The organism is Erysipelothrix enhydrae (assembly GCF_035066605.1).
Taxonomy (GTDB): Bacteria; Bacillota_I; Bacilli_A; order Erysipelotrichales; family Erysipelotrichaceae; genus Erysipelothrix; species Erysipelothrix amsterdamensis.
The window spans coordinates 187,516-202,546 of the sequence record NZ_CP125807.1 but is presented as its reverse complement, the minus strand read 5'-3'; the positions used below and the strand labels follow the sequence as shown (position 1 = coordinate 202,546).

The 15,031-nt window shown below is 37.0% G+C and carries 19 protein-coding genes; 14 read left to right on the top strand and 5 right to left on the bottom strand.

Annotated elements, in window-relative coordinates:
• Positions 1-2: 2 nt before the first annotated feature.
• From LLS04_RS01130 to LLS04_RS01085, 10 genes are all read left to right on the top strand, one after another.
• Positions 3-878, top strand: coding sequence for an ROK family protein (locus tag LLS04_RS01130; protein ID WP_323611453.1), 876 nt, complete (start codon positions 3-5; stop codon positions 876-878).
• A 1-nt stretch (position 879) separates the two neighbouring features.
• A complete protein-coding gene (locus LLS04_RS01125) occupies positions 880-1,701 on the top strand; it encodes a MurR/RpiR family transcriptional regulator (RefSeq protein ID WP_323611450.1) in 822 nt (273 codons plus the stop codon).
• 197 nt (positions 1,702-1,898) lie between these two features.
• The gene (locus tag LLS04_RS01120) at positions 1,899-3,194 is read left to right on the top strand and encodes an ABC transporter substrate-binding protein (protein ID WP_003775042.1); all 1,296 of its coding nucleotides are present in this window, start codon (positions 1,899-1,901) and stop codon (positions 3,192-3,194) included.
• Between the two features lie 68 nt (positions 3,195-3,262).
• Entirely contained in the window at positions 3,263-4,159 is an 897-nt protein-coding gene (locus tag LLS04_RS01115) for a carbohydrate ABC transporter permease (protein WP_123171222.1), read from the top strand.
• A 12-nt stretch (positions 4,160-4,171) separates the two neighbouring features.
• Positions 4,172-5,005 carry a carbohydrate ABC transporter permease gene (locus LLS04_RS01110; RefSeq protein WP_003775049.1) on the top strand — a complete coding sequence of 278 codons (834 nt, stop codon included), beginning with the start codon at positions 4,172-4,174 and terminating at the stop codon, positions 5,003-5,005.
• A gap of 4 nt (positions 5,006-5,009) precedes the next feature.
• On the top strand, positions 5,010-5,708 hold the full coding sequence (locus LLS04_RS01105) for an N-acetylmannosamine-6-phosphate 2-epimerase (RefSeq protein WP_323611449.1): 699 nt from the start codon (positions 5,010-5,012) through the stop codon (positions 5,706-5,708).
• Between the two features lie 14 nt (positions 5,709-5,722).
• On the top strand, positions 5,723-6,016 hold the full coding sequence (locus LLS04_RS01100; protein ID WP_323611448.1) for a hypothetical protein: 294 nt from the start codon (positions 5,723-5,725) through the stop codon (positions 6,014-6,016).
• Positions 6,017-6,128: 112 nt separating this feature from the next.
• A complete protein-coding gene (locus LLS04_RS01095) occupies positions 6,129-6,626 on the top strand; it encodes a DUF3307 domain-containing protein (RefSeq protein ID WP_323611447.1) in 498 nt (165 codons plus the stop codon).
• Positions 6,627-6,663: 37 nt separating this feature from the next.
• Entirely contained in the window at positions 6,664-7,086 is a 423-nt protein-coding gene (locus LLS04_RS01090; protein WP_323611446.1) for a GNAT family N-acetyltransferase, read from the top strand.
• 83 nt (positions 7,087-7,169) lie between these two features.
• Positions 7,170-7,766 carry a VanZ family protein gene (locus tag LLS04_RS01085; protein ID WP_323611445.1) on the top strand — a complete coding sequence of 199 codons (597 nt, stop codon included), beginning with the start codon at positions 7,170-7,172 and terminating at the stop codon, positions 7,764-7,766.
• Between the two features lie 17 nt (positions 7,767-7,783).
• Here LLS04_RS01085 and LLS04_RS01080 read toward each other — a convergent pair whose 3' ends face one another.
• From LLS04_RS01080 to LLS04_RS01070, 3 genes are all read right to left on the bottom strand, one after another.
• Complete coding sequence (locus LLS04_RS01080) at positions 7,784-8,200, bottom strand: hypothetical protein (RefSeq protein ID WP_013853194.1); 417 nt, start codon at positions 8,198-8,200, stop codon at positions 7,784-7,786.
• Between the two features lie 87 nt (positions 8,201-8,287).
• Positions 8,288-8,812 carry a signal peptidase II gene (locus LLS04_RS01075; protein ID WP_323611444.1) on the bottom strand — a complete coding sequence of 175 codons (525 nt, stop codon included), beginning with the start codon at positions 8,810-8,812 and terminating at the stop codon, positions 8,288-8,290.
• An 89-nt stretch (positions 8,813-8,901) separates the two neighbouring features.
• The gene (locus tag LLS04_RS01070; protein ID WP_323611443.1) at positions 8,902-9,348 is read right to left on the bottom strand and encodes a hypothetical protein; all 447 of its coding nucleotides are present in this window, start codon (positions 9,346-9,348) and stop codon (positions 8,902-8,904) included.
• A gap of 154 nt (positions 9,349-9,502) precedes the next feature.
• Between LLS04_RS01070 and LLS04_RS01065 the strand changes: the two genes are divergently transcribed.
• Both LLS04_RS01065 and LLS04_RS01060 read left to right on the top strand, forming a co-directional pair.
• Positions 9,503-10,855: a hypothetical protein gene (locus tag LLS04_RS01065; protein WP_323611442.1), complete on the top strand. Its 1,353-nt coding sequence runs from the start codon at positions 9,503-9,505 to the stop codon at positions 10,853-10,855.
• A 69-nt stretch (positions 10,856-10,924) separates the two neighbouring features.
• On the top strand, positions 10,925-11,824 hold the full coding sequence (locus LLS04_RS01060) for a hypothetical protein (RefSeq protein ID WP_323611441.1): 900 nt from the start codon (positions 10,925-10,927) through the stop codon (positions 11,822-11,824).
• Between the two features lie 57 nt (positions 11,825-11,881).
• Here the strand turns inward: LLS04_RS01060 and LLS04_RS01055 are convergent, their stop codons facing one another.
• Positions 11,882-12,097, bottom strand: a complete 216-nt coding sequence (locus LLS04_RS01055; RefSeq protein WP_323611439.1) for a hypothetical protein — start codon at positions 12,095-12,097, stop codon at positions 11,882-11,884.
• Between the two features lie 10 nt (positions 12,098-12,107).
• Entirely contained in the window at positions 12,108-12,518 is a 411-nt protein-coding gene (locus tag LLS04_RS01050) for a hypothetical protein (protein ID WP_323611437.1), read from the bottom strand.
• A gap of 97 nt (positions 12,519-12,615) precedes the next feature.
• Between LLS04_RS01050 and LLS04_RS01045 the strand changes: the two genes are divergently transcribed.
• Together LLS04_RS01045 and LLS04_RS01040 are read left to right on the top strand one after the other, a co-directional pair.
• Positions 12,616-13,791 carry a MalY/PatB family protein gene (locus LLS04_RS01045; protein WP_323611436.1) on the top strand — a complete coding sequence of 392 codons (1,176 nt, stop codon included), beginning with the start codon at positions 12,616-12,618 and terminating at the stop codon, positions 13,789-13,791.
• A gap of 50 nt (positions 13,792-13,841) precedes the next feature.
• On the top strand, positions 13,842-15,014 hold the full coding sequence (locus LLS04_RS01040) for a BaiN/RdsA family NAD(P)/FAD-dependent oxidoreductase (protein WP_323611435.1): 1,173 nt from the start codon (positions 13,842-13,844) through the stop codon (positions 15,012-15,014).
• Positions 15,015-15,031 lie beyond the last annotated feature (17 nt).

Genomic DNA, 15,031 nt, shown 5'->3' with positions numbered 1-15,031 from the left:
TCATGAAGCGTTACCGTTGCATTGATATCGGAGGTACTTCGATAAAACATGCATGTTATAACGAAATGGGTGAAGCGTTAACTGAAACCGAAACCCTCTCTGTAAAACAAACGCTTGGAAATCATGAAATCGTTGATACCTTACATCAGATTCTAAAACAGGATTTAGAAGTCGATGGTGTTGCGATTTCAACGGCTGGTGTTGTTGATTTAGAGACCGGTTCCATTCAATATGCGGGGTATACGATTCCAGATTATACGGGAACCCCACTTAAAGAAATTATCGAATCAACCTATCACATTCCATGTTTTGTGGAGAATGATGTGAATTGTGCCTGTATGGGTGAATATTGGAAGGGTGCTGCACGCGGTGCATCGTCTGTGGTATGTCTTACCATTGGTACAGGGGTAGGTGGTGCATTAATGTTTGAAGGAAATCTTTGGCATGGTTCAAGCGGAACAGCTGGGGAAGTCGGTTACATTCCAATCAATAACGCATATTTTCAAGATTTAGCGTCCACAACCGCATTGGTCGAAGATGTGATGAAACATCATCCCAGCGATCAGATATTTGATGGACGATTGGTAATTGCCAATGCAAAAAGAGGGGATCTTATTTGTCAACAAGCACTTACACGATTTGTGGATCATTTAGTTCAAGGTCTTGCTACGATTCAATACTTAATCAACCCCGAGGTAATCGTTCTTGGTGGGGGAATTATGGCACAGCAAGCTTATCTTGAACCAATGATTCAAGCAGCACTTGAAGAAACCATGATCCCATCCTTTAATACCGCAAACATCCAGTTTGCAAAACTTAAAAATGATGCGGGCATGGTTGGTGCACTCTATCATTTTTTAAGAAGAAAGGAAGGATAACATGGATATCCTCGATGAAATACAAAAACAATATGTCAATTTTTCTCAGAAAGAGAAACAAATTGCCATGTACATTCTGCAAAAGAATAATGAAATTAAAAATATAAATATTGGCAAACTGGCAGAACAAACGGGAACTTCCAGTGCAACGATTACGCGCTTTTGTCGCAAAATTGGGTGTGAGAGCTTTGTTGATATGAAAATTCAAATTTCTGCTGCAGAACAAGATGGGATACCACTTGAGTCTTCGGATATCTTTGATAGTGTTTATTCTTACTACAATCGCGTGATAGATCGCACAAAGAAAAACATCGACAAAGAAGAGCTGGAACGTGTAATTACAGCTTTAAAAGATGCTCAGAGAATCTTTATCTATGGCGTTGGGAGTTCAGGGCTCACAGCGATGGAAATGACGCAACGATTATTACGTATGGGGTTCAATGTCTCCGGTATTACCGATTCCCATATGATGTTGATTAATTCAACCATTACCAAAGAGAAAGATCTTGTGATTGGTATTTCCACATCGGGGAAAACAATTGAAGTACTTAATGCTGTAAAGACAGCTAAAAATAATGGATCAAAAATATTATCCATGACCAGTTTCTCAGAAAGTGAATTAGCGCATATTAGTGATTACCAAATGTTTGTATACAACAGTTTATTTATCGACAACAAACGTTTTGTGAATTCGCAATTTGCGATTATGTATCTTGTTGATATTATCTCCATGAAATTATTGGAAGATGATCAATACAGTTATGTTATGAGTCAAACTGTGGATGCGATTATCAAAAAAGCAAATGAAAAAATAGAAGAATAAGGTAATTTAAAGCCGTTTTTTACGAAAACTGTTTTAATAAAAGCAAAATCTAAACTGTGTTTACGAAAATGAATTTCATGAATTATGAAATTGTAAATAATTTTATGAAAACGCTTGCAAAGATACAAATAGATGCTATTATGAAATTACGTACAGCATATTCAAATGCTTGATATGCATGTTAGAGGAGGAAAAGCATGAAACGATTTACGAAAGGTGTTATCACAACAGCAGCATTAGCGTTGTTGTTGACAGGATGTGGTAAGAAGAAAGATTCTGAAGAAGTAACCATTAAATATTGGAACTTCCCAAACTTTACCAATGATCAAGAATTTCCAGATTCAGCAGATTACGATGCAGCGCTTATTAAAGCATTTGAGGAAAAAAACCCAACCATTAAGGTTGATTACCAAAAAATTGACTTTACCGATGGTCCTGCAAAAGTTGAAACCGCAATTCAATCAAAAACAAATCCAGATGTAATCTATGATGCTCCAGGTCGTGTTATTGACTGGGCTTCAAAAGGATACCTCAAAGAATTTGCAGATGTGGATACAAAACAACTTGATGCATCTGCAGTAAAAGCAAGTAGTCTTGATAATAAACTCTATCTTTACCCACAAGGGATTGCACCATTCTTAATGGCTGTAAATACCAATGTAACAGATAAGTTAGGAATCACAGATTTACTTCCATTAGATAAAGAAGATAATCCAGGACGTAATTGGACTGTTGATGAATTTGAAACATTCTTAAAAGCAGTTAAAGAAAAAGATCCAGAAATGATTCCGACATTACTTTATGCGAAATCAGCTGCAGGGGATCAAGGTCCTCGTGCCTTTGTTTCAAACTTATACGGCTCATGGATTACAGATGAAGCAATCTCAGAATATACCATTAATAACGAACAAGGTGTTAAAGGTCTAGAATGGGTAGCTAAAGCTTCAAAAGAGGGATTACTTGGAAGTGGACAAGGTCTTGAATCAAAAGATGGTCAAGAATACTTCAAATCCAATAAAACCGCAATTTCAATTCTTTCATCTCCAGGACTTCGTACACAACACATGCAAGGTTCAGACATGAATGCACGTTTCTTACCTTATCCAAATGATGCGAAAGCACCTAAATATGAATTCTTAGTTGCAGGTCCAGCCGTATTTGACAACGGTGATGATGCGAAAGCAGCAGCAGCTCAAAAATTCGCAGACTTCATGATCAATGATGAAGTATGGGGTAAACGTACACTTCTTGCAACAGGAAACTTCTCAGCACAACAAGGTCAAACAGGATTATATGATGATGCAGAACTTAAATTCGCAGAATCACTAACACCTCAATTTGGTCCTTACTACAATACCATTGAAGGTTATGCAAAAATGCGTCCTTACTGGTTCCCAATGTTACAATCTGTAATGAGTGGTGAAGCAGAACCAAAAGCAGCAGCCGATGCATTTGTAGAAAAAGCAAATAATACAATAAAAGAAGCACAATAGGTTATCAATCATAGTGATGGGAGATGGATGTTTGTTTCATCTCCCATTTTTATTAGAAGGGGATATGTATGAAGGCATTAAAACAGAAAATTAAAAAGAAGCATATCGATACCAGTGGATATTTATTTTTACTCCCTGCAATGTTATTCTTCGTGACATTTGTTTTGTATCCCATGGTCAAAGGGATCTACTTATCGTTTTTCAGATTTAGAGGACGTAACCAGGTCTTCTATGGACTTAATCATTACGCAAACTTAATGCATGATGATATATTCTTAAAATCCATGCGTAATACAGCTGTTATTACCTTGGTGGCTGTACCGATTGTGGTAATGTTGGCACTCTTTATCGCAATTCATATTTATAATAAGCACGCTACAGTGCGCTCGTTCTTTAGAGGTGTATTCTATATTCCCGCAATCTCATCGGTTGTATCTATCACCGTAGTATGGTTATGGATTTATAATCCTGATTTTGGAATCTTGAACTATATCCTGAAAAATGTAGGACTTATCAGCGAAAATGTACAATGGCTTGGAAACTCTAAGACCGCAATCTATGCAATTATTGCAGTTCTGATTACCACAAGTCTTGGACAACCCATTATTCTTTATGTCGCAGCTTTAGGAAATGTTCCAGAAGAGTTATTGGAATCAGCACGTATCGATGGTGCTGGGAACTGGGTTATTTTTAGAAAAATAATCTGGCCACTGATTAAACCAACCACACTTTATATTGTGGTAACAACAACCATCAACAGTTTCCAAATTTTCTCACTGATTCAATTAATGACAGCCGGCGGACCAAACTACTCTACCTCAACCGTAATGTATCTGGTTTATGAAACGGCGATTATTCTACAAGAATATGGAAAGGCGTCAGCGATGGGGGTTATTCTTGCGGTAATTATCGCAATTATCTCAACTCTACAATTCAAATTCTTGTCCGATGACGTTAATTATTAGGGGGGAACATATATGAAGTTTAAAAAATTTGGACTCTTTAATATCATTTCAATGATATTCTTAGTCGCACTCACAATATTCTTTATCTTTCCATTTTACTGGATTGCATCCGGTTCATTTAAATTACAAGATGTTGCGATCGCATTGCCACCCGAGTGGTTTCCTTTAAATCCAACATTTGATAACTATAAATTATTACTACAACCACTAACAGCACGCTGGTTCTTTAACTCTGTGTTTGTGTCCTTAACGACAACTTTGTTAGTGTGTACAACAGCTTCGCTTGCTGGATATGCCTTAGCGAAGAAAAAATTCCCTGGGGTTAAGCTGATCTTCGCAATCTTTATTGCTGCGATGGCTTTACCGAAACAGGTAATCTTAATACCACTTCTACGTTTCATAACTGAACTTGGGTTAATGGATACCTATGCTGCTTTAATTCTTCCAGCAGTTGGATGGCCCTTTGGTGTCTTCTTAATGAAACAGTTCTCTCATGCAGTTCCAGATTCTTTGTTAGAATCTGCGGACATTGATGGCTGTAGTGAAATTAAGAAATTCTGGCACATTGTGCTTCCCATTGTGAAGCCAGGAATTGGTGCACTTGCAATCTTTACCTTTATTTCAAGTTGGAATGATTACTTCTCACAACTTGTCTTTACAAACTCGGAAGTTATGAAGACACTTCCATTAGGCCTTGCTTCCATGGCACAGTCTGCAGAGTTCTCATTAAACTACGGACTTCTAATGGCAGGGGCATTACTTGCATCCTTACCGATGATTGTTGTGTTCCTCTGTTTCCAAAGCTTCTTTACACAAGGTGTTACAGTAGGTGCTGTGAAAGGATAAGCATATGAAAAAGCATAGTATTTTTAAACAACTCGAGAAGGGTCTTGTCGTTTCATGTCAAGCACTTCCCGATGAACCACTTTATCGTGAAGAGGGTGGGATCATGGTTTTAATGGCTCAAGCAGCAGTACGTGCGGGTGCCGTAGGGATCCGTGCACAAGGGGTTACAGATATCAAACAAATTAAAGCTGCTGTAGAACTTCCAGTAATTGGGCTCATTAAAAAACCTTATCCAAATTATCAACAGTATATCACGGTAACAATGGCTGAAATTGATGCACTTGTTGCGACGGGCTGTGATATCATTGCACTTGATGCAACCTTAAGACCAAGAGGTGACGGGAAATCCATCGAAGCCTTTATTCATGAAATTAAAACAAAATATCCGGATTGTATTTTAATGGGTGATATTTCAACGTTAGAAGAAGGGATACATTGTGAAGCAATCGGTATGGACTGTGTAGGCACAACACTTAGTGGCTATACGGATTATTCACCACAACAAGAAGGACCGGATTACCAACTAATGGTAGATCTAGTCCAACAGTTGTCGATACCCGTGATTGCGGAAGGAAGAATACATTCTCCTGAAGCAGCACGTAAAGCCATTGAATGTGGTGTACATTGTGTTACTGTAGGGGGTGCAATTACGCGACCTCAAGAAATAACAAATCGCTTTGTGAAAGCGATGAACGATAACTAGAAGGAGTTGGTTTGATGACTTTAAGTCAATTAATTATTGGGTGGTTCTATTACGGTATTGTATTTATGGGTTTATCCGTATTAGCGACATTCCTCTTAAATAAAGTAACGACAAAGCGATGGTTACCCCCTTTAATTATTAATGCGGTAGCGATTCTCTTGCTTTTAGGACTTGCAGCGAAGGGACTTGTACCACCAAACCAACAAGCTTATGCACTTTACTTTATTTATATGCCTGTTGTTGCCACAAGTGTCTTGTATAATGGATCCCTTGTCGCAATACAACGCATTCGTATTTTTATGAAATAATTCTCCTAAAAAGGCAAAGTCACCATTTGCCTTTTTTATTTGTAAAAAATACTTGATATTCTAGAATCATTTCATGTATACTCTAATGAAGTGGGAACGAATGGAGAAGGTTATGATTAATTTGTTTTTGTATTTTGCCATTCTACATATACTTGCGGATTTTCATCTACAATCCAATAAAATGTTTGAGAACAAGAGCTCATCATTTTCATGGTTAATTGCACATATTAGTGTCCATGCGATTGTATTTGGAATGTTTGCGTTTATGTTTGACGGAGAAGCCTGGATTTATGTAGCATCCATAGTTTTTGTTCACTTTATCTTAGAGTTGATGAAAGCAATCATCATTCAATGTGAATTTAAGGGTGTTTGTAATCGTCTAGAGCTTGTGGAAGTGATCAGTCAATTGGTTCATTTTGGAGTGCTTTATGCATTTTCTAGTTATTTCTTTAGACATCAGTTCTTCTTGGAAATTACGCAAATGCATACTGTATTTGGAATGGATGCAACCGTTGGTTTAAGTGTTGTGGTGGCTGTTTTAATGCTTACACGACCTGTACATGTTTTATTTAAAATTAAAAAAGGTTCACTTGAACTTGTGAACATCTAACAGGCTTATGCCTGTTTTTTTTTAAAGGAGTCTTAGAATGATACGAAAAACTCAAATGGATGATTTACCCTCAATTTGGCAGTTAATGAATGACTTGGAAGATACAGAATTTCCTTATGAATTGTTTTGTAATGCCTATGAATCCGTGTTTTCCAATCCGTACATGCATATGTTTGTCTATGAGGTCGATAAGACGGTCGTAGGGTGTCTAAATATGCGAATCGATGTCCAACTCCATCACAGTGGACTCATCGCGGAAATTAATGATTTTGTGATGAATCCATCGACTCGAAGTCGAGGATACGGGGCTGAGTTATTAAGACATGCGGTAGCATATGCAGCTGAAAAAGGGGCGCTTCAAATTGAACTGACAACCAACAAAAAACGAATCCGCGCACATGAATTTTATACAGCTCATGGCTTTGAATCAACACACTATAAATTTGTGAAGATGCTTTAGTTTTTACGCGTTGGTCTATTGGAATAGATGTGATACAATGACAGTCAACGTAACCCGTAAAGGAGTCTTTGGTGATCATATTAATGAGTACATGGTTGGACGCGCTTCGCAATGGTCCTGTTCAACTAAATACCGGAATTTATCTCTACATTGCTTTATTTGTTGTATGTTATTTTATATATTTTAGAAAACAAGAGCGTAATAACAGTGTCATCAATATCTTGCTCTTTATATATTTTTGTGGTGTTTTTGAGGTAGCACTGTTACCCATTCCCATGAATGATAAACAAATCCTTGCAAATCAAGCACTCAAATTTGGATTAAACTACAATACGCAGCCTTTTTTTATTGACTTATTTGTAAGCCAGTACTCGAGTTATATGGATTATCTTATTCCAAATATTGTCATGTTAGTACCGTTTGGATTTCTTATGAATTATAAGCTTAAAAAACCAAGTTTTTTAAAGATTGTGCTTTTAAGTATGACATTCTCACTATGTATCGAGATGACACAACTCATGATGCAGCTTACCTTATATACACGCCGTGTAGCAGATATTAATGACTTGTTATCCAATACCTTCGGTGGCATGCTCGGTTGGTCTTTGTACATTGTATGTGCTCCTGCAATTGAAAAAATCTTCGCCCTAATACCCGAACGAAGATCTCATAATATCTAGACGCTTAGCGTCTTTTTTTATTGCATGTGATGTAAATCGTTAACAATACCGCGAACGCTATGAATTAAACCATCAAGTTTTGAAAGGGCATTGTTTATTTTTGTTTGAACCATGTAATCCGCAAAAAAACCATCCATAAAATAATCCGCAAAAGTCCAGAAACCATTCAAATCACCGAGGTCATCAAAGGTACCGTGAACATCTCGTAATTCTTTACTGAATCGTTGCAGTAGAAACTGCGCATCATTCATATGTTGTTTTGCTTCATTAATACGATTATGCTTAATCATCGTCACAAACATCCCACCACCAAACATATCAAAAAGGCCCCAATCAGATGCTTTCTTTAGTTGAGCACGAGATTGTTCCAGTTGATAGAGGAGTTGCTCTCCAGCACTGATTGCTTCGCGTATTTCTATGTTTTGTTGTGTCATAATCATGCCTCCAATTTGTATAGCTTGAGTATACCGTATAAGCGTCAAGATAAGGGATGGAGTGTGCTTAATCGACGTATAATCGTCCTAATTGACCCGATTTCGTAAGAATATAATTTCAGATAAGCGTCCTTCATGATTCATAAGCATCGCACCGACAAGAGAAATTAATCCCACGTCTAAGAAAACATCTTTGAGATCAAAAGAAAATTGATATAAAGATTGTGTGGTGTATTGAATCCAGTTTAAAGATCCACCCCATAAGGTTTGATCAAGAATCGAGGCCAAAGTAGCACTCGTAATGAGTGCAACACTAATGCGGTAGTGACTGTCTAAACGGCGATTATCAATACCCATATGATAGATTAAATACATGATGATAAAAATGAAAAGTGCAATACGCATGAGTAACATAAAATGTGCTGACATACTAATATTAAATGTATCTTTCATGAAATGATTAATCCAACTTAAATTTTGATTGAATTGTGGATGAATTTGTAGTGAATCACCCCACAGATACAGAGTCGATTGATTTAAAGTTGATGCGACATAATACTTACTTCCTTGATCAACAATCAGGAAACCTAATACCCAAAGCATTGTTTTCATAAAAATCCCCCCTATGTATGTAAATTATAGGGGGGACGTGTGATATTTGTGTGCAAAAAAAACACTAAAGTGTTGTACTTTAGTGCCGCTTATGCGCCTTTAACCAAATCAAAGGCTTTTTGAGTTATGGTATCCATAATAGAACCACGTGTTTCTTCTTTTACATCTTGTGCAGACAAAGCATGATTCAAGTCATTGACAACATCAAAGGACTTATTACCAATCATTGTTTCCATCAGTGTTTTGACGACTTTAACGCCCGTATCAACACTGAGTTGTGAAGTGATAGATTGAATGATCACATCAAAAAATTGATTTCCTTGTTTACTATCAGTTTTCGTGAAATGAGAAAGGGCTTGGTTCATCAGATTCTGGACTAAATCTTCTTGACCTGTCTTCTTCAATATCTCAGTAACCATTGCGGAAGGATTATTTGCTAGACCCATTAAGGACTTCACATCGAAGTTATCCATCAAAGCATCTGTTGTTTCATCTTGCGGTAAAAATTGCTTCACTAAATCTTTTAAATTTGCCATATTGGTCTCCTTGTTTTATCTATTATAACGGATTAAAACATGAACAATGAGTGAAACGCTTGAAAAATCATGAAATTATTACCCAACCTTTGTTGAGAATCATCAAGAGCTTCAAAATATTGATATAATAAGACTAATATTTGAGGGGATATTTATGAAGAAGATAACACATATTTGGTTTTTTCTTGCAGTGCTTGCAGGGGGAGTTACCGCGCTTATAATACCAGAAAGAAGAATTACAGGTCTTTACTTCACAACTGTTTTTTGGTATTTAGGTTATATTCCACATGGGGTTTTTGAACTCAAGATGGAATATGGGACGCAAGATCCATGGTATCACGAAGCAACGTTAAAAGCTGTTCTGCTTTTCATCGCCTATAAAAACCGAAATATAACGACATATCGTGAATTGGGTACACTCGTTGTTGTTTTCTGGGTGTTATGGGTTACATATAAAAAACTCTTTGGGATTCGCATCGAGTATCGACGTAAACGTCGTGCAGAAACACATTCGTCTCGCGAACTTAAATTGCCCCGTAAAGATCAGATGCATAATGATAATTCAGCATCGCTTTGTGAACCAGATTCTCATCACCCAGATCTTGAACGTCTGATGCATCAGCTTGTTTTGGAATATCAAGACTTATCATCATCAAGTTTGATTCATATTGGACGACTTTATGCGTATCATGAAGCGAAAGGCTTGGATGAATTTCCACTCCATCAACTCGTTGTAACGATAGCACTCGCACATAAGAAAACGAAAGATCTTGAGAGCTTTAATCGTGCGATTAAATGGCATGATATTTTAAGGTTTTTAAAGCGGAATTTGAATAAAGATGTATACCGTGAATTTAAAAAAACATACCACTCACATCAAAATGATTTTGAATACAGACAAGCATTTATTATGTGTGATGTTTCAAGTTTTTCCTTATTGAATGAAATCCTGACCAACAACCATGATGGAAAACGCTATCTTACGCAGCATAGCCTCACCAATCAAATCTTAGTTTCTACGTTTGTAGCTTATGCGATTAATGCCATTTTTATAATGGATCGTATGGGTAAACACATCTATTCCACATCGGATTTGGGCGTTTTTCTTTTAGAAAATTATAAAATCGAAAAGCCCCTTGATACGAAATGTGCACAAAGGAAGCGTGAATTATTGGAACTATTTTGTGATGCATTACCCGGTGTAACGGAGCATTATTTAGGAATCGTTCTTGAATCGTTTTTTGAAAAACAAAAGCCATTGACTTGGGATTATCAGACAACAGCAGATTTGGACTTGTTTGCGAATATGGCGAAAAAAGTGACCGATAAAGTTTTAGAAGATTCCGAACAAGCATCTACCATTGCATTTGAATGGGCGATGATGATGAAGCATTCATCGAAGCTTTCTTCCGTTTCGCTGTGGGATTTATTACGCTTTTCGACAACACTCTCGTCATTTGAGACCATGTACCTTAAAGAATGGCAAGAAAACGCATTGAACCCTTAAAATTAAGATGATTATCAAAGACGACAGAAATAAAACTTGTTATAATGAGGAAGATTAAGGAGGACTTATATGCGAAAATTTAGATTTAAATGGCTTCTTTTAGTCAGTACACTTGTTTATGCGTATTATTCATTTTTCTATAAGTCACCTGAAACAGGGATTCCAATTGCATTTTTCGCGATTTTACTCTCGTGGTTCTTTCTAGAATGCTATTTTGAATTTTTATATAAAAAACGTAAATTATCATTTAAATTCAGTGAACGGATGATTATCGGAGCGTCCTCGATTTTGATAATGATCGGGATTACTGGCGGTAATTTGGCGATGCTCTCACGCTATCATCTTGTAATATTCGCCAGTCTATGGCTTGGCCTACTGATACTCAGTGCGGTGTATTTATTACACCATGTGGAGATTGACGCACGTACACGGGTTCTCAATATGTTTGTAGATCAAATGAATCATGTTTCAGAATTTGGTCTGCAACGCATGCATGCGCTTTATCAAGCGATGGTTTTGACCGCACCGAATTTCCCCATTGATAATCTTGTATTGACGCTCTATGCAGACCTAATACAATATGATCATCTTAATTTCGAGATACCCTCTCAAAAATTAGAACATTTTATCAGTCACAATGTTCCTCAAAATCAAATGATTGAACTTTTGAATCATCATAAACTTGAAAATCATTTTGAAGGGATTCAAGCAAGTATCGAGAAAACATTGAAAGATGTTCTTGAAGATGGAACGTTTGAAGTGACGGGTGTATCTCCACTCTATATGATGGTAGTATTTTCCTACACCTTTAATGAAATTCTTATGGTTGATCGTATGGGTATGGACGTGTTTGCTTATCAGGTTCAAAGTTCTGGAAATACATCGAAAAAAACACCGTATCATAAATCGCTACAACGAAAAGATGCTTTTGGTATTTTACGTTTGTTGCGTGAGAAGTCTATAGACTAGCAGATAACTTGAAACAAAAACCCCCATATTCATCACTAAAGTGAATATGGGGATTATTTATTGAGATTCTGTTTGCTTATAAACCAAGATAATTTCGCGATCATAATGTTTTGCCGTCCAACCCGCTAAACGCTCACGTGAAGTACGGTTTGCATGGGAATGCCCGAGATACTCAATATCATCTTGATTAATGAATAATTCCATTTGTTTTAAGGCGTCTAATGGTTCTTCGTCTAAACTACTGTGGTCTTGGAAAACTTTAGTTTTAATCATAAAACCTCCTCTAAGATTGATGATTGATTGTTCTTATAATATTCTCAGTACAACGCATCATTTCTCGCAGTGCTTCCTTTGCTTCTGTAATATTTCCTTGAATTAAGAAATCAGCATAAAGATTATCAAAGAAGTAATGAGAAATGGTCTGAAACGGTTTAGGATCAATTAAGTTTGGCCTGCTTTGATTGAAGGTCTCCAGTTCACATTCAAATTGACGTGCCAAATCTTTTACATGGGCAAGATTTGCTTCAGCGGACTCAATTTTATGATATTTTGTGTATGTCATATAATAATTTCCGCTTAAAAGATCTAACAAACCCCAATTTGAAGCACCATCCATCGTTGAGAGTGCATTTTCAAGTGCTCTCTTTAAATCATTACCCACATGCATGAGTTCATCGCAAAGATTTTGTTGCATGAGAATCACCCCTTGTAAATGTATTATACCATAAGATTTTTGCTGTTATTCACACAACATTGTGAAGATATTGTTAAAGTAGGAACAGGAGGTTCATATGGAAAATTTCAAAACGATACGTAATCGACGTGATGACCGTTCTTATAAGTGGATGGAGATGGATCAAAGTGCTCCACATCACGGTGACGATGCGTTCCCTTTTACCGTAGCAGATGTAGATTTGTTTCATCCTAAAGCATTAACAGAAGGATTAAAAGATTATCTTGATGATATGGTGTTTGGTTATACTGCCCCAAGTATTGCATATTATGATGCTGTTATTCGTTGGTATCAAAGACGCCACCAATGGCATTTAAAACAAGATTGGATTCTTCAAGCACCAGGTGTTGTTGTAGCGATTAATAATGCGCTCAAGGCTTTTACCAAAGCAGAAGACGGTGTCATGATTATGACGCCAGTCTATTATCCCTTTAAGCGTAGTATTGAAAATTTAAATCGCAAGCTTGTTGAGACAAAACTTGTGGAAGTGGATGATGTCATGGTGATTGATTTTAAAGATTTTGAAGCAAAAGCTTCAGATGTTAATACAAAAGTACTCTTATTATGCAGTCCTCATAATCCAGTAGGACGTGTTTGGAGTCATCATGAACTAAGTCAAATTGAAGCAATTTGCGCGAAACATAATGTTTTAGTGTTTGCAGATGAGATTCACGGTGATTTGATCATGCCAGGCTATACCTTTATTCCGTATGCATCATTAAGCGATAAAGCCCGCAGTCATACGATTACGTTTGCTTCCGCAAGCAAGTCGTTTAATCTTGCAGGGCTTCAAAATGCGCATGTGATTATCGCATCGGAATCGTTAAGAAATCAGTATAAAGAGCATGTTTCTTGTGACGGTGGCTCGTTAAGTACTAATATTTTGGGATTAGCGGCAACACAAATTGCGTACACTCAATGTGAATCGTGGTTTGATGAATTTGTTGAACTGATTGCTCAAAATCATCACTTGGTTCAAACATTTGTCGAGAAAGAACAACTCCCTATTCGTGTTTTTCCTCTTGAAGGGACTTATCTTCAATGGCTCGATTTCCGAGATCTTGGTTTTTCTGAAGATGTATTAATAGAGAAATTGAAAGCACACGATGTGTTTTTAAGTAATGGTTCAAAATTTGGGGATTCGGGAGCTGGATTTATGCGCATGAATCTTGCTTGTCCTCAGTCAATTTTAGAAGCTGCGCTCAAGCGAATCCAATCTGCTATTCAAGAGTGATGAATTCATCACTCTTTTTATGTATAATAAGAGAAAGATTGGAGTTTTATATGAAAAATATTGTTGTTATTGGAGGCGGTCCATCGGGGATGATGGCTGCAATTTCTGCTAAGAAAAATCATCCTCAAGCTCATGTTATATTACTTGAACGCAACGAACGATTAGGTAAGAAATTACGAATGACCGGAGGGGGTCGCTGTAATGTTACCGCAAATGTAAGCAATGAAGAGGTGATTAAGCATGTGCCCAAAAATGGTAAATTCTTGTTTTCGAGTTTAACGAATTTTAACCCACAAAGCATTCAATCCTTTTTCCCTGAAAATGGTTGTCCTTTAAAAATTGAAGATCATCATCGTGTATTCCCAGAAAGTAACAAGTCTCAAGATATTGTAGAGGCATTGAATCGTAAGCTTTTGAATTCAGATGTCGAGGTTCATTTACATGCCTTTGTAACAGGGATTGACACTGCAAGTCAAGTTGTTCTTACTGAGACACGAAAATTTCCTTATGACCATCTAATTCTTGCAACAGGAAGTCGTACACTTCCTGGGACAGGTTCTGATGGAAACGGTTATGAACTGTCTAAATCATTGGGTCACTCAATTACAGATCTTGTACCTGCAGAAGTTCCTTTGGTTTCTAATGATCTTTTTGTTCAAGAGAAAACGTTACAAGGTTTATCGTTTCATGATGTAACGGTTCACGTGTATAAAGGTACTAAGATTAAACACAGTATTACTCATGATCTATTGTTTACTCATTTTGGAATTTCAGGTCCCGCTGCTTTACGCGCAAGTTTTTATGTTATGCGTATCTTAGATAAAGAGAATCCTGTAAACTTAAGCATTGATTTTTTACCGAAGATTTCGTTAGAGCAATTACAAGCTCAAGAAGACTGGGAAGCGTTTGTTCAAGAACAAGGAATTCCGAAACGATTGCTTGCTTATTTTAAAACATTCTGCAAAGGGGATCATGAAATCATTCAAACCCTTAAAAAATTCCCAATGACTGTTTATGCTACACGCGGATTTGCGCATGCATTTGTGACGAATGGTGGCGTTAATCTAAAAGAAATTGATCCAAAGACGATGCGTTCTAAGATTAATCCAACGATTTCTTTCTGTGGCGAGTTGATGGACTATAACGCCTACACAGGTGGTTTCAATATAACTTCAGCATTTTCAACAGGTTATACAGCAGGACTTTTTGCACTTGAAGATTAGTACACTACGGTGTACTT